The sequence below is a fragment of the Neisseria macacae ATCC 33926 genome (assembly GCF_022749495.1).
Classification (GTDB): Bacteria; Pseudomonadota; Gammaproteobacteria; order Burkholderiales; family Neisseriaceae; genus Neisseria; species Neisseria macacae.
The window spans coordinates 1,698,804-1,724,135 of the sequence record NZ_CP094241.1; the positions used below are offsets into that span (position 1 = coordinate 1,698,804).

The 25,332-nt window shown below is 52.0% G+C and carries 21 protein-coding genes; 18 read left to right on the forward strand and 3 right to left on the reverse strand.

From position 1 onward, the window contains the following. Window positions 1-36 precede the first annotated feature (36 nt). Complete coding sequence (locus MON40_RS08165) at window positions 37-753, forward strand: S-methyl-5'-thioinosine phosphorylase (protein ID WP_003778025.1); 717 nt, start codon at window positions 37-39, stop codon at window positions 751-753. Between the two features lie 168 nt (window positions 754-921). Here the strand turns inward: MON40_RS08165 and MON40_RS08170 are convergent, their stop codons facing one another. Continuing rightward, complete coding sequence (locus tag MON40_RS08170) at window positions 922-2,292, reverse strand: polynucleotide adenylyltransferase PcnB (protein WP_003764158.1); 1,371 nt, start codon at window positions 2,290-2,292, stop codon at window positions 922-924. A 400-nt stretch (window positions 2,293-2,692) separates the two neighbouring features. Between MON40_RS08170 and MON40_RS08175 the strand changes: the two genes are divergently transcribed. The 7 genes from MON40_RS08175 (at window position 2,693) to MON40_RS08205 (ending at window position 7,135) form a co-directional block, all read left to right on the forward strand. Continuing rightward, a complete protein-coding gene (locus MON40_RS08175) occupies window positions 2,693-2,878 on the forward strand; it encodes a DUF3460 family protein (RefSeq protein ID WP_003761287.1) in 186 nt (61 codons plus the stop codon). Between the two features lie 12 nt (window positions 2,879-2,890). Next, window positions 2,891-3,559, forward strand: coding sequence for a class I SAM-dependent methyltransferase (locus MON40_RS08180; RefSeq protein WP_003764187.1), 669 nt, complete (start codon window positions 2,891-2,893; stop codon window positions 3,557-3,559). Window position 3,560: 1 nt separating this feature from the next. After that, window positions 3,561-4,301 carry a tetratricopeptide repeat protein gene (locus tag MON40_RS08185; RefSeq protein WP_003778020.1) on the forward strand — a complete coding sequence of 247 codons (741 nt, stop codon included), beginning with the start codon at window positions 3,561-3,563 and terminating at the stop codon, window positions 4,299-4,301. Window positions 4,302-4,378: 77 nt separating this feature from the next. Continuing rightward, window positions 4,379-4,864, forward strand: a complete 486-nt coding sequence (gene purE, locus MON40_RS08190; protein WP_003778018.1) for a 5-(carboxyamino)imidazole ribonucleotide mutase — start codon at window positions 4,379-4,381, stop codon at window positions 4,862-4,864. Window positions 4,865-4,975: 111 nt separating this feature from the next. Beyond that, on the forward strand, window positions 4,976-5,311 hold the full coding sequence (locus tag MON40_RS08195; RefSeq protein ID WP_003778016.1) for a hypothetical protein: 336 nt from the start codon (window positions 4,976-4,978) through the stop codon (window positions 5,309-5,311). A 673-nt stretch (window positions 5,312-5,984) separates the two neighbouring features. Beyond that, on the forward strand, window positions 5,985-6,335 hold the full coding sequence (locus MON40_RS08200) for a helix-turn-helix domain-containing protein (protein WP_003756443.1): 351 nt from the start codon (window positions 5,985-5,987) through the stop codon (window positions 6,333-6,335). Next, window positions 6,239-7,135: an IS3 family transposase gene (locus MON40_RS08205; protein WP_242925829.1), complete on the forward strand. Its 897-nt coding sequence runs from the start codon at window positions 6,239-6,241 to the stop codon at window positions 7,133-7,135. The genes MON40_RS08200 and MON40_RS08205 overlap by 97 nt, the downstream gene beginning before the upstream one ends. Window positions 7,136-7,225: 90 nt before the next feature. Here the strand turns inward: MON40_RS08205 and MON40_RS08210 are convergent, their stop codons facing one another. Further along, complete coding sequence (locus MON40_RS08210) at window positions 7,226-9,019, reverse strand: 2-isopropylmalate synthase (protein ID WP_003778014.1); 1,794 nt, start codon at window positions 9,017-9,019, stop codon at window positions 7,226-7,228. A gap of 429 nt (window positions 9,020-9,448) precedes the next feature. Between MON40_RS08210 and MON40_RS08215 the strand changes: the two genes are divergently transcribed. The 6 genes from MON40_RS08215 to MON40_RS08240 all read left to right on the forward strand — a co-directional run bounded on the left by MON40_RS08215 (window position 9,449) and on the right by MON40_RS08240 (window position 18,044). Further along, on the forward strand, window positions 9,449-10,567 hold the full coding sequence (locus tag MON40_RS08215) for a methyltransferase (protein WP_003778013.1): 1,119 nt from the start codon (window positions 9,449-9,451) through the stop codon (window positions 10,565-10,567). 40 nt (window positions 10,568-10,607) lie between these two features. Then, window positions 10,608-11,291: a 16S rRNA pseudouridine(516) synthase gene (locus MON40_RS08220; protein WP_003778011.1), complete on the forward strand. Its 684-nt coding sequence runs from the start codon at window positions 10,608-10,610 to the stop codon at window positions 11,289-11,291. A gap of 362 nt (window positions 11,292-11,653) precedes the next feature. After that, entirely contained in the window at window positions 11,654-12,913 is a 1,260-nt protein-coding gene (locus MON40_RS08225) for a glutamate-5-semialdehyde dehydrogenase (RefSeq protein ID WP_003778006.1), read from the forward strand. A 287-nt stretch (window positions 12,914-13,200) separates the two neighbouring features. Further along, on the forward strand, window positions 13,201-14,199 hold the full coding sequence (locus MON40_RS08230; RefSeq protein WP_003778003.1) for a hypothetical protein: 999 nt from the start codon (window positions 13,201-13,203) through the stop codon (window positions 14,197-14,199). Window positions 14,200-14,614: 415 nt separating this feature from the next. Beyond that, window positions 14,615-16,642, forward strand: coding sequence for a BCCT family transporter (locus tag MON40_RS08235; protein ID WP_003777999.1), 2,028 nt, complete (start codon window positions 14,615-14,617; stop codon window positions 16,640-16,642). Window positions 16,643-17,120: 478 nt separating this feature from the next. Continuing rightward, on the forward strand, window positions 17,121-18,044 hold the full coding sequence (locus MON40_RS08240; RefSeq protein ID WP_003777997.1) for a pseudouridine synthase: 924 nt from the start codon (window positions 17,121-17,123) through the stop codon (window positions 18,042-18,044). A gap of 107 nt (window positions 18,045-18,151) precedes the next feature. On the opposite strand, the gene MON40_RS08245 is transcribed toward MON40_RS08240, so the two are convergent. Then, a complete protein-coding gene (locus MON40_RS08245) occupies window positions 18,152-19,405 on the reverse strand; it encodes a D-alanyl-D-alanine carboxypeptidase family protein (RefSeq protein WP_036492615.1) in 1,254 nt (417 codons plus the stop codon). Window positions 19,406-19,620: 215 nt separating this feature from the next. On the opposite strand from MON40_RS08245, the gene ilvA reads away from it, so the two are divergent. From ilvA to patB, 4 genes are all read left to right on the forward strand, one after another. Then, a complete protein-coding gene (gene ilvA, locus MON40_RS08250; RefSeq protein ID WP_039862904.1) occupies window positions 19,621-21,147 on the forward strand; it encodes a threonine ammonia-lyase, biosynthetic in 1,527 nt (508 codons plus the stop codon). 437 nt (window positions 21,148-21,584) lie between these two features. Next, window positions 21,585-22,310 (forward strand): ribonuclease PH, encoded by a 726-nt coding sequence (gene rph / locus MON40_RS08255; protein WP_003777992.1) that lies wholly within the window; start codon window positions 21,585-21,587, stop codon window positions 22,308-22,310. 418 nt (window positions 22,311-22,728) lie between these two features. Then, window positions 22,729-24,165: an MBOAT family O-acyltransferase gene (locus MON40_RS08260; RefSeq protein ID WP_003777989.1), complete on the forward strand. Its 1,437-nt coding sequence runs from the start codon at window positions 22,729-22,731 to the stop codon at window positions 24,163-24,165. Window positions 24,166-24,180: 15 nt separating this feature from the next. Further along, window positions 24,181-25,257 (forward strand): peptidoglycan O-acetyltransferase PatB, encoded by a 1,077-nt coding sequence (gene patB / locus MON40_RS08265; protein ID WP_003777987.1) that lies wholly within the window; start codon window positions 24,181-24,183, stop codon window positions 25,255-25,257. Window positions 25,258-25,332 lie beyond the last annotated feature (75 nt).

The following is a 25,332-nucleotide window of genomic DNA, read 5'->3' on the forward strand; positions in this document are numbered from 1 at the left end:
CACTCACTCCCTGAAATCACTTACACAAAGGACCATATGTTAGCCATCATCGGCGGCAGCAGCCTGACCAAGCTGCCCGAACTGAGCATCACCGACCGCAAAATCGTCCGCACCCCCTACGGACTGACCAGCAGCCCCGTCTTAAGCGGCAAACTGGGCAGTCAGGACATTTTCTTCCTCGCACGGCACGGCTTCGGCCATACCGTCGCGCCACATGAAATCAACTACCGCGCCAACATCTGGGCGTTGCATTCCATAGGTGCGGAATACATCGTCGCCGTTTCCTCCGTCATCAGCATCAACGACCGCTTTGAAAACGGCGCACTCGTCCTGCCCGACGACTTGATCGACTACACCTACGGCCGCAAGGACACCTTTTTTGAAGGACAGGAAGAACCGGTCGTACACACCGATTTTCTCGAACCCTACTCCGCCGGACTGCGCGAAAAAATTGCCGAACACGCGCAACAGCACCAAATGCCCTTATACACCCAAGCCGTTTACGGCTGCCTGCAAGGCCCGCGCTGGCCGACCCGCGCCGAAATCCAACGTTACCGCCGCGACGGCGTGGACGTATTGGGTATGACCGGAATGCCCGAAGCCTTCCTCGCCCGCGAACTGGGCATCCAATACGCCCACTTCTGCGGCATCACCGACATCCGCTGCCTCAGCGGCGGAGCGGAAGGGACGGAATGCGGCTTGGAAACTGAGCTTGCCATCGGCAAAATCCGCCGTTTGCTTGCGGGTTTGTAAAGGGTGAATGTTTCCCTCTTGATTCTTTAAACCATACAAAAAGGTCGTCTGAAAATTTTCAGACGACCTCATCACTAAGATAAATACGGCAGAAACAATTTGACATTCAAACCAACACTTCAGTCCTACAACAAACTAATAAGACAAAACCGTTTGCAATCCGTCGATTCATGATTCCGGCTTATCCGCAGCCGGTTTTTTCTTACGCGAGCGACGGCGTTTGCGATTCGGCTTGCCATCCGCGCCATCGCCTTGCCCGTGTTGCCGACGCTGTTGTGTGGCAAGCGTCATTTCCGCGCGGGCTTCCGCATCCGCATGTTGGAACTTCGTCCACCATTCGACCAAATCCCGCTCCACTTCGCCAACTTCTCCGCGCAATACAAGGAAATCGTAAGCTGCACGGAAACGCGCTTGCGCCAACATTTTATGCGGACGCGCGCCGCGCGTGTAATCGAATTGCGGCTGAAGCTGCCAAATTTCCCGCATGGTCGCGGCAAAACGCTGCGGCACACCCCAGCCTTTTTCCACCGTCTCGCGCATGGTGTTCATCGCTTCGGATAAAGCATGCGCAGGTTTTTGACCGCGCTTGATGTTGTCCTGCCAATGACGGTTCAAAACCGGCCACAATACGGCGGCAAGGACAAAGCCCACCGACACTGATTTGTCTGCGCGCAAACGTTCGTCCGTATTTTTCAAGGCGAGAGAGATAATGCGGTTTTCAGGTTTTGCGGCCGATTTGAGCGCAGTCAGAAGCGGATGGACGTCGTCTGAAACGCCTAGGGAATTCAATCGTTTCAAACATTCTCTGGCATAACCGGAAAACAGCAGTTTCATGATTTCGTCAAACAGACGCGCTACGGGTTCGTGTTTCAGACGACCTGCCTGTTCCGGAATTGGTGCAGCGGTATTTTCTTCTACGTCAAACCCAAGTTTGCCCGACAACCGCACTGCCCTCAGGATGCGGACAGGGTCTTCCTGATAACGCTCCGCCGCATTGCCGATCATCACCAGCTTGCGGTCGGCAATATCGCCGACGCCGTGGTGAAAATCGATGATTTCTTCTTTTATCGGATCATAATAAAGCGCGTTGCAGGTGAAATCACGGCGCATGGCATCTTCTTCCATACTGCCGTAAGTGTTGTCCTTCATAATCCTGCCGTGCGCGTTCTGCTGCACTTTGCCGCCGCCCCTAAAGGTCGTGACCTCTATGGTTTCCGGCCCAACCATGACGTGTACGATTTGAAAGCGTCTGCCGATGATGCGGCTTCTGCGGAAAATCTTATGAACCTGCTCCGGCGTCGCATCGGTGGCGATATCGAAGTCTTTAGGCTCGACGCCCAGCAACAGGTCGCGAACCGCCCCGCCGACAACATAAGCCTGAAAACCTTCGTCATGCAAACGGCGGACAACTTTTTCCGCCGCAAAACTCAACATATCCGCGCTGATATGGTGCCTGTCGAAAGGAAGGATTTCCTTCGCCACAGGCACTTGCTTCGGCTGCTTTCCGGGTAAAACTTTATGCAACCATTTTTTCAACATAAAACTCTTTCCAAAATAAAAAGAGGTCGTCTGAAACCGGCGGCGAAGCCTTTGCGCAATATTCTGCCGGGAATACGGGCAAAATATTATGCAAAGGCTTCAGACGACCTGCCGTACCGCATTAAAAATAAGGCGGCATTATACCCGAAACACCATAAACCCTGAAAATATAGTGGATTAACTTTAAACCAGTACGGCGTTGCCTCGCCTTAGCTCAAAGAGAACGATTCTCTAAGGTGCTGAAGCACCAAGTGAATCGGTTCCGTACTATCTGTACTGTCTGCGGCTTCGTCGCCTTGTCCTGATTTAGTTAATCCACTATATAGTCGAATATCTAAAAACCGTAACGGCGTTATCAGTTATAATAAAAGACTGACACAAACCTGTACGGAACCGTATCATGTATCACTACAAATCCGAAGCCACCCAATTCCTCGACAAACTCATCGAAGACAATCCGCAGCTGGAAACACAACGCCTTGAAAACCGCCATCTGTTGTGGGATGTCGAGCTGGACCCTCAAGAACAGAAAGAATTCGAAGCCGCCAAAGTCGCCAAAAAACCTTATACCTACTACCAAGACTGACGGCCAAACGGCATGACCACCCAGACACACAATATCGACCCGGCGCTGCAAGACTACCTCAACAGCATCGGCGAAAAAGAACATCCCGTCCTGACCGCCCTGCGTTCGCGCACGCAATCCCACCGTTTAGGGAAAATGGCGATTGCCCGCGAACAGGCAGCCTTGCTGACTTGGCTCGCGCGCCTGCTCAAAGCCGAAAAATATCTGGAAATCGGCGTGTTTACCGGTTACAGCAGCACCGCAGTCGCCCTAGCCCTGCCCGAACATGGCAAAATTACCGCCTGCGACATCAACGTCACCTTTACCGATATCGCCCGCGAAACCTGGCAGGCAGCGCAAGTCGCCCATAAAATCACCCTTCACCTCCAGCCCGCCCTGCTGACCTTGGACGACTTGATAAGCCAAGGCGAATCAGGCAGCTACGACTTGGCGCTGATCGATGCCGACAAACCGCCCACCCCGCAATATTTCGAACGCTGCCTGCAACTGGTTCGCAGCGGCGGCGTTATCGCCATCGACAATGTCCTGCTGAACGGGCGCGTTATGGGTGAAGCAGAACGCGATGCCCCGCCCAGCCTGAACATACTCCAGTCCTTCAACCGCAACCTGCCCGACGATTCCCGCATCGTACCCATTACCCTGCCCGTCGGCGACGGTCTGACTTTGCTGCTTAAAAAATAAAATGAACAAAACCCTTCCCATCCTGTTTGCCGGCATCCTCCTGCTCAACGCCTGCGCCTCTACCGCCCCCAAACCCAAATCCGGCGACACCTTCATGCTGCCCGATATTCCCACCGCCGCAGCCGAATCCTCCGCCATTCCCTATCCCGATTTGAACACGATGACTCAAATCGAACGCTTGGGTATGCAGATCGAACGTTTGGAGCGCGAAATGGAAAACACCAACCAGCGCCTGCAACAACTCGAAAAACAAAACAAAACCCCGCGTCACACCAATAGGAAAGTGCCCGCCCAGCGTTTGGACGACCAAAAGCTCAAAAGCACCTATCTGGCAAACGGCGGCACCGCGCCTTCTGAGGCCGACTCTGCCGACCAAAACGAAACCCGTCTCTACAACCAAGCCCTCAAATACTATCAGCGCAACAATTACGCCGCAGCGGCCGCAGTCTTAAAAGGAGCAGACGGCGGCAACGGCAGCGAAAGCGCCCGACGCAATATGTATCTGCTGCTGCAAAGCCAACAGCGCATGGGCAATTGCGAATCCGTCATCGAAATCGGCGGACGCTTTGCCAACCGCTTCCGCAACAGCCCGCAAGCCCCCGACGCGCTCTTCAGCATCGGGCAATGCCAATACAAGCTGCAACAGAAAGACATCGCCCGTAACACATGGCGCAAACTGATACAGAGCTACCCCGGCAGCGCCGCCGCCAAACGCGCCGCCGTCAGCATCAAGCAACGATAACTTTTCAGACGACCTCCCATATTCAAAGGTCGTCTGAAATCATTCATTGAATAACGTTTTATACACTAGGAGTAAATATGGCCAAAATCGGCATCATCATGGGCAGCAACAGCGACTGGCCCGTCATGCAGCAGGCAGCGCAGTTTCTCAAAGAGTTCGGCGTCGAATACGAAGCCCGCGTCGTGTCCGCACACCGCACCCCCGATTTAATGTTCGAATACGCCGAAACCGCCCGCGAACGCGGCATCAAAGCCATCATCGCGGGCGCAGGCGGCGCGGCGCACCTGCCCGGCATGGTTGCCGCCAAAACCACCGTCCCCGTATTGGGCGTACCCGTACCCAGCAAATACCTGCGCGGCGAAGACTCCCTGCTCTCCATCGTACAAATGCCCAAAGGCGTTCCCGTCGCCACTTTCGCCATCGGCGAAGCAGGTGCCGCCAACGCCGCCCTGTTCGCCATCTCACTGCTTGCCAACGAAAACCCCGAGCTGGCGCAAAAGCTTGCCGACTTCCGCGCCAAGCAGGAGCAAACCGTTTTAGACATGGAGCTGCCTGAGGCATAACCATCGAATTCATCTGAAAGGTCGTCTGAAAATGGTGCAAACAAAATATTTGATTTCGTTTACCCCATTTTCAGACGACCTTTTTTTAATCACTCAACCCTCTGAACAACAATGAACAAAACTTTTGCATTTATCCTACTCGCCGCCCTACTCTGCGCCTGCCAAAGCCCGAGCAAACCGACCCAAGCGACTGAAGCAGTCCTCACCCAACAAGCACAAGCCACAACGGGTAACCTGATTATTTTCTACGATAAAGACATCGGCTCAGGTCCATTGATGAAGGCAGTGAACGATTCCGGCGCGAGCTTGGTTTACGAATACAAAAACCTGCACGGAATTGCCATTCGTCCATCAGCCAAAACCAATATTCAAGATACCATTGCTTATTTCCAAAAGGTAAACGGCGTATTGTCAGTCGAACAAGACCGACTGATGAAACTTCAATAAGGGGTTGCACTTAAATCAGCAATCTTCTTAAAATTTAATGTTGTTTGATTTTTTATGATGTACTGATTTTTTCAATGTCTATTAATCTTCCTTTCAGGCAGGAATACGTTATAAAAAATACACAGAAAAAATAAAACGAATGGGAGCATGATGGCAAACCGTATTTTCAGTATAAAATTCATAAAAACAATTAATTACCTCATTTTATTGCTACTTATTTCGTTTTCATTTCTCCTTAATACCGATGAATTTTACATCATAGACTATATAACTGATGGGGATGTCTATAATTTATCTGACTTACAAGGTGAAATAAACGACAACCCCATGATTATTAAATTATTTTTTATAATAAACAATATTTCTATTCTATTCTTTCTATTAGGAAGAAAGTTTATTGGCATTTTCTGTTTCATCCTTACAGCGTATTTTTTTGTCCATTTAATAGGCGACCTAGATTTATTGTTTCATATCATTTACTCAAGTATAAAACTTAAAAATTTATGGCTGACTTTAATACTCGTTTTGTATTTTTTACTGTGTTTGATTAACCTTTTTCCCCTGTTCAGTTCTGTGAAAAAATAAAAAAAGGTCGTCTGAAAACCCAAAATCCGGTTTGAACTGCACCCCAAAAGTTGGACATCCCCTCCAACTCACAAGGTGCAGTTTTTTTATGAGCAAATATACATTACACTTCAAATACCAAGCCGTACTCCACTACCTGCATATACGCAGCCAACAACGTACCGCAGACCACTACGGCATTTCCCGAACCCACCTGAGACGATGGATACGCGCCTATCAAGAAGGCGGTATCGGCGCACTCGAACATCCCCAATCCAAAACCATGCCCCAACACCGCAAAAACCCCTTCATCGCCGACAAACCCGACCAAGAAAAAACGCAGGCAGAGCTTATCGAAGAGTTGTGCTATATGCGCGCAGAGGTCGCCTACCTAAAGGAGTTAAAAGCCCTCAGCCAAAAACAGACCGAAAAGGACAAAGCCAAACCGTCCAAACACTGAGGGCGCAACACCCGCTCAAATACCTGCTGCACATCGCAAACCTGCCCAAAAGCAGCTTTTACTACCACCACCAAGACCAGCCCGACACCGACGCAGCCGACAAAGCCCTCCTTGTCGAAACCTACCGGCGGCATAAAGGACGCTACGGACAAAGGCGCATTGCCGCAGCATTGGGTTGGAACCGCAAAAAAGCGGCGCGGTTGATGAGGCAGCTAGGGCTGAAAGCCCTCATACGGGCGAAAAAAGCCTACCGCCATCCCGCCATGGGCGAAATATCGGAACACCTCCTCAAACGCCTATTCAAAGCTGAAAAGCCTAACGAAAAATGGCTGACCGACGTGACCGAACTCAAAGGAAAGGACGGCAAACTGTACCTCTCGCCGATATTGGACTTGTTCAACCGAGAAATCGTCGCCTACGCCATGAGCCGCAGAGCCGACAGCGAAATGGTGAAGGAAATGCTCGAAAAAGCCGCCCCCCGTCTGACTGATAAAGGAACGATGCTTCATTCGGACCAAGGTGTGCTGTACCGTACGGCGGGGTATAGGGAATTGCTTGCGGAGCATTCCATGGTTCAAAGCATGTCGCGAAAGGCGAACTGTTGGGACAATGCGCCGATGGAAAGCTTCTTTGCGGTGTTAAAGACGGAGTGTTTCTATAACGCAGGTGAATTGACGGTAGATGAATTGATGAAGCAGATAGATGACTATATGGATTACTACAACCGGGAGCGTTGCAGTTTGAAATTGAAAAAGCTGAGTCCTGTCGCATACAGAACCCAGCTTGCACAGAGCGCCTGAATAGGCTTTTATGAGTGTCCAAGATTTGGGGGCCAGTTCAGTTTTCAGACGACCTCTTTGCTTTTTAAATTCAAATCAAACCATTTAAGCTCAAATCGTACCGCTGCCTTGCGCTTTCGGTTTGGCGGTACCGAATTCCAGTTTGCTCAAGGCGGAGAGGTAGGCTTTGGCGGTGGCGACCAAAACGTCGGTATCCGCGCCCTGACCGTTGACGACGCGGTTGCCGCGCGCCAGACGGACGCTGGTTTCGCCTTGGCTTTCCGTGCCTTGCGTTACGGCGTTGACGGAATAAATCTGTAAAGTCGCGCCGCTTTGTGCCACGCTCTCAATCGCTTTGAAAATCGCGTCGACAGGGCCGGAGCCGCTGGCGGAAGCGCGTTTTTCTTCGCCTTTGATGCTGAACACGATGTCGGCGCGCGGCTCTTCGCCGGTTTCGGTGCTGATTTTTTGGGAGATGAATTTGTAGCTTTCGGCGTTCATGCTGCCCATTTCGTCGGACACCAGCGCGTGCAGGTCTTCGTCGAAGATTTCACGTTTTTTGTCGGCAAGTTCTTTGAAGCGGGCAAATGCGGCGTTCAGCGCCTCTTCGCTTTCCAACTCGATGCCCAAATCCGCCAGTTTGCTGCGGAACGCGCTTCGGCCGGACAATTTGCCCAAGGTCAGGCGGTTGGTTGACCAGCCGACCGATTCGGCAGTCATGATTTCATAGGTTTCGGGGTGTTTCAACACGCCGTCCTGATGGATGCCTGATTCGTGTGCAAAGGCGTTTGCGCCGACTACCGCCTTGTTGGGCTGAATTGGATAGCCGGTAACGGTGGACACCAGTTTGGATATCGGCACGATTTGCGTGGTGTCGATGCCGGTTTCCAAGCCGAAAAGGTCATGGCGCACTTTCAACGCCATCACGATTTCTTCAAGGCTGGCATTGCCTGCGCGTTCGCCCAAACCGTTGATGGTGCATTCCACCTGGCGCACGCCTGCCTGAATAGCGGCCAGCGAATTGGCAACCGCCATGCCCAAGTCGTTGTGGCAGTGGGTCGACCAGACTACTTTGTCGCCGTTGGGCACGCTTTTGATGATGTTGCTGATACGCTCGTACCACACGGAAGGGATGGAGTAGCCGACGGTATCGGGAATATTGATGGTGGTCGCGCCCGCTTCGATAACCGCCGTAAAGATTTTGGCGAGGAAGTCCAAATCCGAACGCACGGCGTCTTCAGCGGAAAATTCCACATCGTCGGTGTATTCTTTGGCGATTTTCACTGCTTTGACCGCCGCATCGATGACCTGCTGCGGCTTCATTTTCAGTTTGTGCTCCATATGGATGGGGCTGGTGGCAATGAAGATATGGATGCGTTTTTTCAGCGCGGGGGAAACGGCTTCACCTGCTTTGCGCACATCGTTTTCAACGGCACGCGCCAACGAGCAGACTGTGGATTTGGTGATGATTTTGGCAATCGCATTGACCGACTCGAAATCGCCCGGGCTGGCGGCGGCAAAACCTGCCTCAATCACATCCACACCCATTTTCTCCAACTGGCGGGCAATGCGGATTTTCTCCTCTTTGGTCATGGATGCACCGGGCGACTGCTCGCCGTCGCGCATGGTGGTGTCGAAAATAATTACGCGGTTGGTCTGTGTCATTTCTGTTCTCTCCAGAGATTCGTTTTTTTGTAAAAAAGCATTCAAATCCAGCGGCCTGCCTTGCGCTTCCGCCAGCGCGGTCAGCTTTTGCAGTTGCGCCAAAGGCAGCGACCCGCGTGTGCGCCATTTATAGATGGCTGCGGTTGTTGCGGCATTTTCGGGATCGTGCTGTTTCAACGCTTCGGCAAGTGCATTCACGCCGCCGAAATAAGCAACTAAGCGGTCAATGTCTAATTGCATGATACTCCTTGTCCAAATTTTATCGAAATTATGGTTTGCTTTGGAAGGAGATTATACACATTTTAGACAAAACGACAATATATTTTTCTAAAAATACGGATTTACTTTTTAAAAAATAGAATTATTTTATACATTTTGTCCAATTTAGTTTCAAAATCTTAAATACAAAAAGGCAGGCGACACATACCTGCTGCTAAATAATGAATAGGCATTACAGTCCAAACTAAGCCCGCTTATTTTGAATGTCTAGCACACCATAACGGCAATACATCGTAAGCCGAAATATATAGTGGATTAAAATAAAAATGAGACAAGGCGGCAACGCCCGCCGTGTACGGGTAGTACATAAGGGCGTTGGCAACGCCGTATCATTGCAATTTTAATCCACTATAGTAAACTTGCCGCCGGTTTCCCTTCCTCCTTCCCTCCATGTTCCCCATTATCCCCACCGACCGCGCCGCTGCCGAATGGCGCAACGAAAGCACGCAGAAGCCGCCCAAGCAGGCGGTTTATGTGCATGAAAGCAATGCCGCCGATATTCTGAAAAACGCCCACGCCCACACGGCGACCGTTTGGACGGGCGATTTCCACAACGCCAAGCAAGTATTGGCGGCGATGAAAAAGCGCGTCCGCAGGTCGTCTAAAAAAACAAAAAACGTGCCCGCCGATATTCAGACGACCTTCCACACCCACCGCATGAAGCAGGCGCAGCAAAGCCGCGTGCTGAACATGCTTGCCGTCGAAATCGGCGTGGGTTTTCAGTTAAGCAACCCGCGCGCGCCGGACGTCCGCGCCGCCCTTGCCGATGTGTATGCCGAACCGAACGACACGCCGTTTTTACTGCCGCTCAACCAGCTTTTGGGCTTTATCGGCGCACACGAATGGCACAAAAAAGGCATAGAAATTCCGCAGCTTGGCGGCAAAATCCACGTTCCTTTCGGCGTGTTCTCGCCCCTGCGCGGCGAATATTTAGACTTAATCGCCCAAGCGCCGTTGAATCCACATATTCAGACGGCGTTCGACGTCGGCACTGGTTCCGGCGTTATCGCCGCCATCCTTGCCAAACGCGGTATTCCCGAAATCACCGCCACCGACACCAACCCCAAGGCCATCGCCTGCGCAACCGCCAATCTCGCCCGCTTGGGGCTGGACAAACAAGTCGCCGTCCACGCCGTCGATTTGTTTCCCGAAGGACGCGCCGACCTGATCGTCTGCAACCCGCCGTGGCTGCCCGCCAAACCGACTTCCGCCGTCGAAACTGCCCTCTACGATCCCGACAACGCCATGCTGACCGCCTTTTTAAACGGCGTGCGGCAACATTTAAACCCGCAAGGCGAAGCGTGGTTAATCATTTCCGACTTGGCGGAACATCTGCACTTACGCGACCGCGATTTTCTGGAACAATGTTTTCAGACGACCTCTTTAGAAGTGGCCGATATTCTGAAAACCAAACCGCGCCACCGCAAAGCCGCCGACGAATCCGACCCGCTCGCCTTCGCCCGCAATCGGGAAACCACTTATCTCTATCGTTTGAAAGCGAAGTCCTGATATACAATTAGGTCGTCTGAAACCCGTTCCCGCCATTCCCATGCAACTGATCAAATACCTTCAATCCCAAGGCATAGGCAGCCGCAAACAATGCCAGTGGCTGATTCAAAACGACTGTGTCGAAATCAACGATACGGTCTACAACGACGCCAAAGCCGACATCGATCCCGCCGATGTCCAAACGCTGCGTATAGACGGCGAAGACATCGTTGTCGTGCCCATGCCTTATTTTTATATCCTGCTCAACAAGCCTGCCGATTACGAAACCTCGCACAAACCGCAGCAATACCCCAGCGTTTTCAGCCTTTTCCCCGACCATATGCGCAATATCGACATGCAGGCGGTCGGCAGGCTGGATGCGGATACGACGGGCGTTTTGCTGATTACCAACGACGGGCAGTTCAACCACCGCGTTACCTCGCCGAAACACAAAGTACCCAAAATCTACCGCGTTACCCTGAAGCATCCTGCCGATGACAGCCTGTGTGAAACGCTGAAAAACGGCGTCCTGCTGCACGACGACAACGAAACCGTCCGCGCTGCCGAAGCTGTTTTGGAAAACCCGACCACCCTGCTGATGACCATTACCGAAGGCAAATATCATCAAGTCAAACGTATGGTCGCCGCCGCCGGCAACCGCGTCGAACACCTCCATCGGGACGAATTTAACGGACGAACGGTAGAAAATTTAGCCTCAGGGGAGTGGAAATTCATCACGGTTTAAAAATTTTGAAGTTTTTTCAAAAAAATTTTAACCATTATGATTTTTTTATTTGTTTAAAAACATGATGATATGATTGTTAAGATGCCATTAACCAAACTTAACGTCATCATTCGTGAACTATTATATAATTCGCGTGTCTGAGTAACACTTGCTTCGAGAGAAGTGAGTAAGTGAGTAAGACGTTTTCCCCGTAATGTGTTTGGCCATCTATACTTTTCCCCTTAGTATAGATGGTTTTTTTTATCTGCGATTTTCTCAATCCCCTTCCCCAGTATCATTTGAACCGTCTCCCTGCATCCTATTGAATTCCCGTTCAGACGACCTTATCATCAACCCATTCCCACTTTCCCCGCAGAGACACCATGCAAAACATCCAAGACTACGTCCGCCACACCGCGTCCGCCGCCAAGCAGGCTTCCTATGTTGTCGCCGCCGCCGAAACCGCGCAAAAAAACGCCGCGCTCCTGCGCACCGCCGAACTCATCAAACACCATCAAACCGCCATCCTCGCCGCCAACGCTCAAGATATGGAACAGGCCGCGCAGAAAGGTTTGAACGACGCCCTGCTCGACCGCCTGCGGCTGACCGAAAAAACCATAGACGCCATGTGCGAAGGTTTGCGCCAGATTGCCGCCCTGCCCGACCCCGTCGGCGAAATGGACGAATTCCGCACCCGCGAAAACGGCCTGCAAATCGGCAAAATGCGCGTACCTTTGGGCGTTGTCGGCATCATTTACGAATCCCGTCCCAACGTAACCGTCGATGCCGCCGCCCTCTGCCTCAAATCCGGCAACGCCTGCGTCCTGCGCGGCGGCAGCGAAGCCTTCAACAGCAATATGGCGCTTTCCAAACTGATTACGCAGGCGTTAGTTGAAAACGGCCTGCCCGCAGCAGCCGTCAGCCTGATTGAAAACACCGACCGCGAAAGCGTCGGCGCCATGCTGCAAAGTCCCGAGTTTATCGACGTCGTCATCCCGCGCGGCGGCAAGTCGCTGGTTTCCCGCATCGCCGCCGAAGCCCGCGTGCCCGTCATCAAACACCTCGACGGCATCTGCCACGTCTATATCGACCGCGCCGCCGACGCCGAAAAAGCCGTCAACATCGCCTTCAACGCCAAAACCTCGCGCTACGGCACCTGCAACACCATGGAAACCCTGCTCGTCCACCAAAGCCGAGCCGCCGAAATCCTACCCGTATTGGCGGAAAAATATGCCGCTCGCGACGTCGAGCTGCGCGGCTGCCCGCGTACCCTGTCCATCCTGCCCCACATTCAGACGGCCTCCGAAGAAGACTGGGACACCGAATACCTCGCCCCCATCCTCTCCGTCAAAATCGTCGACAGCCTCGAAGAAGCCGTCGCCCACATCAACACCCACGGCAGCCACCACACCGACAGCATCGTAACCGAATCCTACACCGACGCCCGCACCTTCCTGCGCACGATCGACAGCGCCAGCGTTATGGTCAATGCCTCCACCCGCTTCGCCGACGGCTTCGAATACGGCCTCGGCGCAGAAATCGGCATTTCCACCGACAAAATCCACGTCCGCGGCCCCGTCGGTCTGCACGGGCTGACTTCGCAGAAATGGATTGTGTTGGGCGACGGGCAGGTACGGTCGTAATCCGTCGCTTTCTTGAGTGATAAAACGGCAAAAGGTCGTCTGAAAAACAGTTTTCAGACGACCTTTTTTACTGCAATGGCAAATCTTGTTGCCTATTATCGGTTTCACGAAAATGCAATATCGTTATACGGCTATCATCAACACAAACTATTCCATTATAATCATTCAAATTTCCATAACGGCTTAACCGTAATCCGATACGACAATTTTGAGCTCGATGTATCCGCGCTCAAAGGTCGTCTGAAACTACTTCAATTCCGATAAATCATCCAAAGGAAACCAGCATAATGTCGGACAACACCGCCCTGAAGGACAAGAAACCGCGCAAGCCGTACCTTATACTGCTTTTTACCGTTTATGCCTTGTGTTACGGCGTTTTACTCGTGTTTCTCACCGTTCAGCTTGCCGTAGCTTCCGGCGGGGTGGCAGCTTTTTTTGCCTCTATGCTCTATTTCGGTATTTTCGGACTGGTGGTCGGCAGTCTGACTAGTGTGGCTGCAATAATTGCCGGTTTGCTCTATATGCTTGGCTATATGTTGGTTTGGGGCATACTGACCGGTATGGCGATGACGCAGCTTCGTTTGCGTAGGAACTTGAAGCATATCTTGACCGCCATGCTCATCGGCTTTGTCTGTTCCTACATAAGCACGATATTGTTTGCGCTGTTTTTGTCAAAAGATATAGAGATGCTGTTTAATTTTTATTTCGAAGGATTAACGATATTCAGCCTATTGAATGCTTTTGCCGTTATTCCCTTTGGGCTGGTGTTTTTACCTAGTGAAAGCGGGTATAAACGGGAGCGGGAAATTGTCGTGAAAACCGTGAAGGCGGGCATTCATGCGGGGCAAGTCATTTTTGAACATGCAACTGAAAAAAAAGGCGTTTTTTCTTACCGCTGGTGGATTCCGCTTGCTTTTGCTTTGGCAGGCACACCGATTTTCCTGACTTGCGCCTTCCTGATGCAGCCGGACTCCGCCTTCCCCGACACACAAGCTTGGAGTGCACACTTTATCCCGATGACTTTCTTTGGCTTTGCCGCCATGGTGGCAAGCGGTTTGACGGCAATGCTGATGCGTCTGCGTAAAGACCAAAAAGGCATTTTGAGCTGCCTTGCCCTATCGTCTGCCTACTTCGGCGTTATGGTTTATCTGCCACCCATCAAGAATCCCGATTTGAACCCCTACGCCCATTTGCTCAACCCGTATTGGCTGCTGGCGGCTTGGCTGATATCGGTCGGCGTCTGCAGTTGGTTGTCGTTTAAGAAAGTAGATGGCGGCAATAGCTAATAAAACTGATGAGGGGTCGTCTGAAATGCCTTTCAGACGACCCCTTTGCCCATTTTATCGCTGCCATCTTTCTTGTCCCAATACACACAAATCTTTCCCAATTTGAAACAATCCCCTGATTTTGTTATTATTCCTTCAAAAAAAGAAATAATCATCATCCATTTTGTCTCACCCGGCCCTCATTACGGCTCATTCATCTGTGCGTTTTTACTCTCTTTTTCCCTTGTTTTTCATCCGGCAGGACGGTTTAAACGCCATTCGTTTTTTGTCTGCGTTTTATAGTGGATTACCAAAAATCGGGAAAGTCTCGGACCCTGTCCGACAGACCATGTTTTATTCCTAGTTTTTGTTAATCAACCATATACAGCCTTGCGCCCGTATCCGCCTGCCTCACCATCCCAAAGGAGGTCAAGGTTTGTCTTTATTTCATTTCTTACGCAACCGCTCTTCGTTCAACCCCTTCGTCGTTTCCGTTACGCTGTCCTTCGTGCTGCTGGTCATCGGCATCGCGCTTTTGATTCCGCAGCAGGCAGAAACCGTCCTCAATGCCGCTAAAACAGGCATTTTCAAAAACTTCAGTTGGTTTTACATCTTGGCATTTTCAGCCTTCTTCTTCTTCCTGCTCGCACTTTCGGTCAGCAGCTTCGGCAACATCAAGCTGGGCAGCAACGAAGAAGAGCCTGAATTTAGCTTTTGGTCTTGGCTCGCCATGCTGTTCGCGGCGGGTATGGGCGTCGGGTTGATGTTTTTCGGCGTCGCCGAACCGCTCACCCACTATCTGTCCCCCATCACCGAAGGCGGCAGCGGCGCAAGGCAGCAGGACGCGTTGCTCCACACCCTCTTCCACTGGGGCGTACATGCCTGGTCGGTTTACGCCGCCATGGCGTTGGCGCTCGCCTATTTCGCCTTCCGCTACAAACTCCCGCTTTCCCTGCGCTCCTGCTTTTATCCGCTGTTGAAAGAGAAAATCGACGGTAAGGCAGGCGACATCATCGACATACTCGCGCTGGTCGCCACCCTGTTCGGCATCATTACCACGCTTGGTTTCGGCGCGGCGCAGTTGGGCGCGGGCTTGGCACAAATCGGCTGGATAAGCGAAAACACCTTTTCCGTACAAACCATCGTGATTTTCGCCGTCATGGGTTTGGCAGTCGCCTCTGCCGCCTCCGGCATAGGCAAAGGCGTCAAAATGTTGAGCGAGATGAACTTGACCCTTGCTTTTGTACTGATGGTCTTCGTCCTCGCCACCGGCCCGACCCTCCATCTGCTCTCCGCCTTCAACGACAACCTCGGCACTTACCTGAGCAACCTCGTACAACTCAGTTTCAAAACGTACAGCTACGAACAAAACCATACCGAATGGTTCGGCGGCTGGACCATCTTATACTGGGCATGGTGGTGTTCTTGGGCGCCTTTCGTCGGACTCTTCATCGCCCGCATCTCGCGCGGACGCACCATACGCGAATTCATTTTCGGCGTTTTGGCGGTTCCCTCCCTGTTCTGCGTCATCTGGTTTACCATCTTCGGCGACACCGCCATCTGGATTAACGACCACACCGCAGCAGGCGCATTGGGCGAATTGACCGGCACGCCCGAAAAACTCCTCTTCCGCTTCCTCGAATACCTCCCCCTGCCGACCCTCACAGGGCTTGTCAGCCTCATGGTGATCGCCCTCTTCTTCATCACCTCCGCCGACTCCGGTATTTACGTCCTCAACAACATCGCCTCCCGCGACAAAAGCGTGGCCGCCCCGCGCTGGCAGGCAGTGATGTGGGGGCTGTTGATGTCTGCCGCCGCCATCGTCCTTTTGCGCTTCGGCGGACTGCCCACCCTGCAAACCATGACCCTCATCGTCGCCCTGCCTTTCGCCCTGCTCATGCTGATCATGTGTTTCAGCCTATGGCGCGGATTAAACGCCGACCACAAATACTTCACGACCGCCGTCACTCCCTCCAGCGTCTATTGGAGCGGCGACAACTGGCAGGACAGGCTTGAGCGTATGCTGAACCAAACGCAGGAACAAGACATCCTCAAATTCCTCAAAACCACCGCCCTGCCCGCCATGCGCGAATTGGGCGAGGAATTGTCCGACAAATACAGCCTGAGCGTCGACATCCAAACCCACTTCGACCGCGAAGAGCCTGCCGTCGAATTCACCATCCACAAAGAGTCCCTGCGCGACTTCATGTACGGCATTAAAACCATCAAGCGCGAAGTGTCCGAACAGCTTATCAAAGACGGCCACCTCCCGCACATCCGCCACAACGTCACCTACGAGCCCTACACCTACTTCTTCGACGGCCGCAGCGGCTACGACGTGCAATACATGAACCGCCGCGAACTCATCGCCGACATCCTCAAGCAGTACGAGCGTTACCTCAACCTCCTGACCGATGTCGGACAAGAACTCATGTCGCACCAGCAAACCGAATTGGCGGAATAAGTTTTTGTTAAACAGATGGTAACCAAGGTCGTCTGAAAACAGATTTCCCATTTTCAGACGACCTTTCTTCATGCGTTCAAACAAACCACGCGTTCCATCCACAACCCTCCCGTAGCGTGGGCTTTGCCCACGAAAAACACCGCCCAACCTGTCTTTAAAAAAACAAATAAAAAACGTCGTCTGAAAATGGACTTCCCGTTTTCAGACGACCTTTCTTCATATGTTCAATCAAACCACACACCCCATCCACAACCCAACCGTAGCGTGGGCTTTGCCCACGAAAAACACTGCCCAACCTGTCTTAAAAAAACAAATAAAAACGTCGTCTGAAACCCAAAATCCAGCTTTTCAGACGACCTCTTTCCCCATCATCCGTAACACAATCTTTCCCCATGCAAACCGCTTCATTATCACCCGACAGCCTTAACCCAGCCAAGGTCGTCTGAAAAAAAGACCGAAACCGAGTACAATCCGCCACATGAAAAAACGCTCCAACCCCCTCCCGCTTTTAAACGGCGTCAAACCCAGCTATTTGGTACTGCCGCACGAAAAACCGTTTTACGGTCTACCCCTGTTACATTTCCTCTGCGTCCGCTTTCCCTTTGTCGGCGAGGACAACTGGCGCAGGCGTTTGAACAGCGGCTTCGTCGTCGATGCAGACGGCGCGCCGTTTGACGAACACACGCTGTTCGAGCCGGGCAAAACCATGTTTTATTACCGCGAAACCAGCAGCGACAGCGAACCTGTCATTCCGTTTGAAGAAAAAATCCTGCACATCGACGACCATCTGATTGTCGTTGACAAACCGCATTTCCTGCCCGTTATCCCCAGCGGGCGTTTTTTGCGCGAAACCCTGCTGACCCGCCTGCGCCTGCGGCCGGAATTGCAGCATTTGAACGTAGCAGACATTACGCCGGTCCACCGTTTGGACAAAGATACGGCAGGCGTGATGCTGCTGTCGCACAATCCTGCCACGCGCCGCGATTATCAAACGATGTTTCAGGAAAAAAGCGTCCGTAAAACCTATCACGCCGTCGCGCCGACGCGGACGGATTTGGTATATCCCTTGGACGTGGTTTCGCGCATGGTGCGCGGGGAACGGTTTTTCACGACGCAGGAAATCGAAGGCGAGCCGAACGCCCATACGACGGTCGAATTGCTTGAAAACCGCGGCGAATTCAGCCTCTACCGGCTGACGCCGCATACGGGGAAAAAACACCAGCTTCGGGTGCATATGATGCGTTTGGGCATGCCGCTGCTAAACGACGCGCTTTATCCCACCCCTTTGGCGGCGGGCGATGAAGATTATGAAAAACCTTTGAAACTACTGGCAAAACAGATTGAGTTTACCGACCCGATCAGCGGACAAAAACAGATATTTGAAAGCGGATTTAAGTTATAGTGGATTAACTTTAAACCACTATATAAAGACTTTGCCGTCGTCCTGTTCGCATCCAAAACAAAGGTCGTCTGAAAACCATTTTCAGACGACCTTTTCATAAATCCTGCCTATTTCGAACTGCTGCCGAACAAGCCTTTGAACCACAATACGATATCATCCCACATCCGTCTGAACCAGCTGCCTTCTTCAACGGAATGGAGGGCGACGACGTTTTTCTCGGTAATGACTTTGCCGTCTTTGACGATTTTGAGTTTGCCCAAGGTTTGACCTTTGCGTATCGGGGCGATAACGGGCTGGACGGTTTCTAAAATCGGTTTGATGTTTTGTCCGGCATCGTGTGGAATCGTGATATATACGTCTTCGAGGAAACCGACGTTCACCGATTTGCTGCTGCCTTTATAAACTTTGACCTTAGAAATGATTTCGCCGCCGTTGTAGAGTTTGGGCGTATCGAATGCCTGCAATGCCCAGTTGAGCAATTTGCCGCTTTCGGACGCGCGGGCTTCGGTGGAATCGGTACCGACAACGATGGAAACGATGCGTCTGCCGTTGCGTTTGCTGGAAGCGGCAAGGTTGTAGCCTGCGCTTTCGGTGTGTCCCGTCTTCAGACCGTCCACATTGGAATCGCGGTAGAGCAGGAGGTTGCGGTTTGGCTGTTCGACATTGTTGTATTTGAAGGATTTAATCGAAAATACGGGATAGTATTTCGGATAATCGTGTATCAGCGCGGCGGAGAGGATGGCTAAATCGCCGACAGTGGAAACGTGGCCTTCGGCAGCCAATCCGGTCGGATTTTTAAAGTGGGTTTTGGTCATGCCCAAACGCTTGGCTTCGTCGTTCATTTGTTGGACGAACGCATCCACCGAGCCGCCTCCCATGGCTTCGGCAAGCGTGGTGGCAGCATCGTTGCCGGATTGGACAATCATGCCTTTAATCAAATCGCTGACGCTGGCGGGAACTTTGGGACTGAGGAACATCCGCGAGCCTTCGATTTTCCAGCCCGCATCGGACACGGTCAGCATTTGGTCGGCGCGCAATGTGCCGTTTTCCAAAGCTTTGAACGCAAGATAGGCGGTCATCATTTTGGTCAGCGAAGCGGGTTCGATTTGGGTGTCGATATTGCCGGAGGCAAGCACTTGATGGCTTTGCAAATCGGTAACGATGTAGGCGGCAGCGGCAATGGCAGGCGGCGCATCGGGGCTGTTGATGCTGGGCATCATGGCTTCGGGCTGGGATGCGGCGGCAGGCGCAGGCTCGGAAGCGGCAACAGCGGGGGCTGCGTTGTTTTTAGCCGCTTGCGGCGCGGCTTGCGCGGCGGCAATCATCATTGCCGCGATCAATACGGATAATGTTTTTTTCATCGGGATGTGGTGCGGAAACAGAAATAAAAACAACCGCGTCGTGCGGTTTGGCACAAAAGGCAGTCATTATACCGCCGCAACTTCGCTTTGCTAAGATTTTTCTTGATTTCAGACGACCTCGAGGGTATGGTTTTACCTTTCCGCCGTTTTGTTGGCAAAGTTTGACGCGGGCGGCGGACACTCCTTTTGAAAATAATCCTCCGGCACACAAAACCATGAACAACCGCCCCTCTTATTCCGATTACCTCATCCGCATCCTGACCGCCTCCGTTTACGACGTTGCCGTCGAAACGCCGCTCGAACCTGCAATCGGGCTGTCACGTCGTCTGAACAACAACGTCCTGCTCAAACGTGAAGACCTGCAACCCGTGTTTTCCTTCAAAATCCGCGGCGCGTACAACAAAATGGCGAAGCTGCCCAAAGAAGCGCTCGCCTGCGGCGTCATCGCCGCCAGCGCGGGCAACCACGCACAAGGTGTCGCCCTTTCGGCACAGCGTTTGGGCTGCCGCGCCGTCATCGTCATGCCCGAAACCACGCCCAAAATCAAAATCGACGCCGTCAAAAGCCGCGGCGGAGAAGTCGTCCTCAAAGGCGTTTCCTACAACGATGCCTACGATTACGCGATGGAGTTGGCAGGAAAAGAAAAACTGACCTACATCGCCCCGTTTGACGACCCCGACGTGATTGCCGGTCAAGGCACGGTCGGTATGGAAATCGTGCGCCAGCGTCCCGACGACATCCACGCCATCTTCGTCCCCATCGGCGGCGGCGGACTGGCTGCGGGCGTTGCCGCATTCGTCAAACAAGTCCGCCCCAGCATCAAAGTCATCGGCGTGCAAACAAACGACTCCTGCTGCATGAAGCAATCCGTCGAAGCCGGAAAAGTCGTCAGCCTCAAAGACGTCGGCCTCTTCTCCGACGGTACCGCCGTCAAAGTCGTCGGCGAAGAAACCTTCCGCCTCTGCCGCGACCTCTTGGACGACATCATCACCGTCGATACTGACGCCATCTGCGGCGCCATCAAAGACATCTTCGACGACACCCGCAGCATCACCGAACCCGCAGGCGCGCTCGCCCTCGCCGGTCTGAAAACCTACGCCGCCCGCAACCGCATCCAAAACCAAACCCTTATCGCCGTAACCAGCGGCGCCAACATGAATTTCCACCGCCTGCGCCACGTTTCCGAACGCAGCGAATTGGGTGAAGGCAACGAAGGCATTTTCGCCGTTACCATCCCCGAAGAGCGCGGCAGCTTCCTCAAATTCGTCAACCTGCTCGGCAGCCGCAACATCACCGAGTTCAACTACCGCTACGGCGATGACCAAAAAGCCCACATCTTCGTCGGCCTGCAAACCGCAGGTTCCCAAGACCTCGCCGTCATCAGCCGCCAGCTGACCGAAGCCGGACTGCCCAATGTCGACCTGACCGACGACGAAATCTCCAAAATCCACATCCGCTACATGGTCGGCGGACGCACAACAAAAGTCGCCCACGAACGCTTAATCAGCTTCGAGTTCCCCGAACGCCCCGGCGCACTCGCCCGCTTCCTCAACCATATGCAGGGCGGCTGGAACATTACCCTCTTCCACTACCGCAACCACGGCGCCGACTACGGCCGCATCCTCGTCGGCATCGACGTCCCGCCCGGCGACAATCAAGCCTTCGAAAACTTCCTCGAAAGCCTCGGTTACAGCTATCAGGACGAAACCCAAAACGCCGCATACCGCCTGTTCCTTGCTTGATTGGAAGGGAAATATAATAAGGTCGTCTGAAAACTAGATATGGTTTTCAGACGACCTTAGCTTATAGGTAGAATAAAAAAATATTAGTTTATTGTTTTATAAAGATATTTATTTACTTAAATCTGCATATAACCCGCAAATAGAGCTTTAAACTATGCCAAGAGTCTCATGATTCTCGTTTTTTTATTAACTTAGGAGCTGATAGCTTATTATGATTAAATTTTCATATACACACGGCAAAACAAATATATCAATTGAAACATCAGTCTTTACCATTATGATGCTTATCAGTATGTTAAAAGAGTTATCTAATCACTTGTAAACTTAAATTAACTCCCTCCTGCGATGGAGGGATTTTCTATGATAGAAACAGCCTCCCTGCCGAATCCCGTATAATACCGACCACAAATTTTTACCGTTTCCCCAAAGGACAAATCATGAGCAATTACACCCGAACCTCGCGCGCTGCCGACAACCTGCGCGACATCAAAATCACCCCTCACTTCCTGCCGTACGCCGACGGTTCGTGCCTGATCGAATGCGGCAACACCAAAGTTATCTGCACCGCTTCCATCGACGAAAATGTCCCGCCCTTCCTTCGCGGCAAGGGGCAGGGCTGGGTTACTGCCGAATACGGGATGCTGCCCGCTTCCACTGCCTCGCGTATGCGCCGTGAAGCTGCGGCGGGCAAACAGTCGGGGCGCACCCAAGAAATCCAGCGCCTGATCGGGCGCTCGCTGCGTGCCGTCGTGGATATGGAAAAACTGGGTGAACGCCAAATCCTGATTGACTGCGACGTGATTCAGGCTGACGGTGGAACGCGTACCGCATCCATTACTGGCGCGTTCGTCGCCCTGCAAATTGCGATCAACAAGCTGCTTTCAGACGACCTCATCAGCGAAAATCCCATCCGCGAAGCCGTTGCCGCCGTATCCGCAGGTGTGGTGAACGGTGTGCCGCTTTTGGATTTGGATTACCCCGAAGATTCCGGTTGCGACAGCGACGTCAACATCGTTATGACCGCTTCGGGCAAAATCATCGAAATCCAAGGCACGGCGGAAGGCGCGCCGTTCAGCTTGGACGAATTGGGCAAACTGATTGCGCTGGCGCAGAAAGGCATTGCCGAGTTGACGGCGCACCAGAAAGCCGCCCTATCCTCTTAAGTAAAAATCATCTAATTTATTGAAATAAAAGATTATTCTTAAAAACCAACCTTATTAAAAGCAGATTCAAGGTAAAACCCGTCAAGGTTTAAACACCTTACGGGCATCTTTACCCCGAATCTGCTTTTTTTCATCTTAAATCAATTCATTGCTTGAAATTGAGTGTCGAAACAAGGGCAATCAGCATGCCCTGCCCAACCTGCTTTTTATCTCTGAAAATTTAAAAAAAGCCTGCTTATCCAATACGATATTTATGACAAAAGATTTCAAAATCCGCCCCAAGCTCTGACGAGCGGTTCTAAAACAAGATTAGCGTTAGTTGTATAAATTCAAACACTTATTTAAAATATATGGTTCGCTTCGACTTGCTAAACCTATATTCGGGGCATCTGAATAATAAAAATTTCAAGGAACACTTATGCCGTTGCTGTCGATTGAATTCGCGGTATTTTTTATTGCTTTTTTGCCTATTTATTGGGCATTTGTCCGTATGCCGTCGGTGCAGAATGTTTTGCTTCTGCTGGCGGGGATGGGCTGGCTGTATCACTTGAATCCCATCTTTGCCGCCATAATTACCTGCTATTCGTCCTGCGTGCATTTGCTCGGCCTGTTGATGTCGTCTGAAAACGAAAACGTACGGAAATTCTGGCTGGGCTTCGGCGTAGCGACTGCTTTGGCAGTATTGTGTTTCTTCAAATATTTCGACTTTTTCCGCCCGTTTATCCGCCAATACACGGGACAGAGCGAAATTGTCGATATCTTGATGCCTTTGGGGCTGTCTTATTACACATTTCAATCTTTGGCTTATTTGGTGTACTGCTGCCGTCACCCGATGGGCGACCGGTTTGCGTGGCATGAGTTGCTGCTGCATTTGAGCTTTTTCCCGACGATTACTTCCGGGCCGATTATCCGTGCGGCGGCGTTTAAAAGCATAGACGGCGAACAGGCGGGGGCTTTGGAACAGATTCGGACCGCCGAACCGCGCGCATTGGTGCGCCCTGCGCTGGCGGTGTGCTTGATTTTGCTGGGCATTGCTAAAAAATGGTGGCTGGCGGGTGCGCTGGGAGACGGCTGGGTATCGCCCGTTTTCGAGAATCCCGCCCAATTTGACGGCTGGGGTGTGTTGTCGGGGGTGTACGGCTATACTTTCCAGCTTTTCTTCGATTTTTCAGGCTATTCGGATTTGGTAATTGGGATGGCGATGCTGCTCGGTTTCCGCCTGCCGAAAAACTTTGCCGCTCCGCTGCGCGCATTCAATATCCGCGACTTCTGGAACCGTTGGCACATCAGCCTTTCCACTTGGATACGCGACTATATTTATATTCCTTTGGGCGGCAACAAACACGGCTTCGTCCTGACGCAGTTCAACTTGCTGCTGGCGATGGTGTTGTCGGGCGTTTGGCACGGCTACGGCTGGAATTTCCTGCTGTGGGGCGCGCTGCACGGCGTGGCATTAATTTTGCTTAACTGCAGCGACAAAATCTTCGGTCGGGACGGCTCACGTCGTCTGAAAATCTTGCGTCCGCTTGCCTGGTTCGTCACTTTCCATTTCGTCTGCTTCACTTTCGTCGTGTTCAACACCGGCAGCCTCGCCGATACGCAGATGGTGTTTGATGCATTATTCGCCAACGAAGCAGGTTGGGCCGCGCCGAAACAGGCGGATGTCTTGCTGCTTGCCGCGTTTGGCCTGATGATTTTGCTCTACCCGTATTTGCTTCGCCTGTTTGACGGCGCAGTAGCGACGTTGGAAAAAATGCCGATATGGCTGTGGTTTATACCGCTGACGCTGGTGTTGGTGTTGATTATCGTATTGGCGCCGTCGGGTATTCCGGGCTTTATTTACGCCGATTTTTAAAAGGACAATCAGAATATGAAACGCTTTATTTCCCTGCTTGCCTCCCTTTTGGTTTGCGCCTTTGGCGCGGCGTGGTTCAGTCAAGATTCCATTAATGCCTATTGGCAGCAAACCTATCATCAGGCTTCTCCGTTGGAGCCTTTGTCCGAATACGAATGGTGGCGCACGGGCGCGAAGCTGCAACAAGACGCATACGCCTTTTCAGACGACCTCAAAGCACGTTTGGCAGGACAGCCTGTGATTGCCGAACCGGAACCTCAAATCGCTGAAAACGACGGGTCGTCTGAACAAAATGCGCAGCTTAATGCGTCCGAACCGCACGAAAAAAACCGTCCCGCCGACGGACGCCAACCTCAAACGGCACAAAACGGCGGACAACCCGAAGCACATCGTCTCCCCATTACCCCGCCCGCCAATATCGTTCTCGGACAAGGCGACAAAGTCTTTTTTGCCGGCGACTCGATGATGCAGGGCGTTGCACCTTTTGTAGAAAGAAGCCTGAAAAAACAATACGGTATCCAGTCGGTGAACCTAAGTAAGCAAAGTACCGGATTGTCCTATCCCAAGTTTTTCGACTGGCCGAACACCATTGAGCAAACGCTAAAACAACAAACCGACATCCGCCTTCTGGTCGTCTTCCTCGGTCCCAACGACCCGTGGGACTTCCCGAAAGGCAAAAAATACCTGAAATTCGCCTCGCCAGAATGGTCGGAAGAATACCTCAGCCGCGTCAACCGCATCTTGGCCGCCGCCGAACAACACCATGTGCAAGTCATTTGGATGGGCATCCCTTATATGAAACAGGCAAAACTTAACAAGCAAATGCGATATCTCGACAAACTTTTAGCAGACGAGATCAGTCCAAAAGCCCTGTGGATACCGACCGACAAACTCCTCAGCAACGGCTCGGACACCTACGCCGACTCTGTCAACATCAATGGAAAAATCATCCGCTACCGCAGCAAAGACGGCATCCACTTCTCTGCTGAAGGACAAAAACTGCTCGCGGATAAAATCATGGAAAAAATCGTTTTTCAGACGACCCCTGAAATGAACGGCGAAGAACGCACGGAACAATTATCCGCACGTTAAGCCCGTATCGGCAGCAAAAGGACGGCGTTTTGTTTATCCAATGCCGTCTTTTTCGTTACAATAGCCATCCGCCGC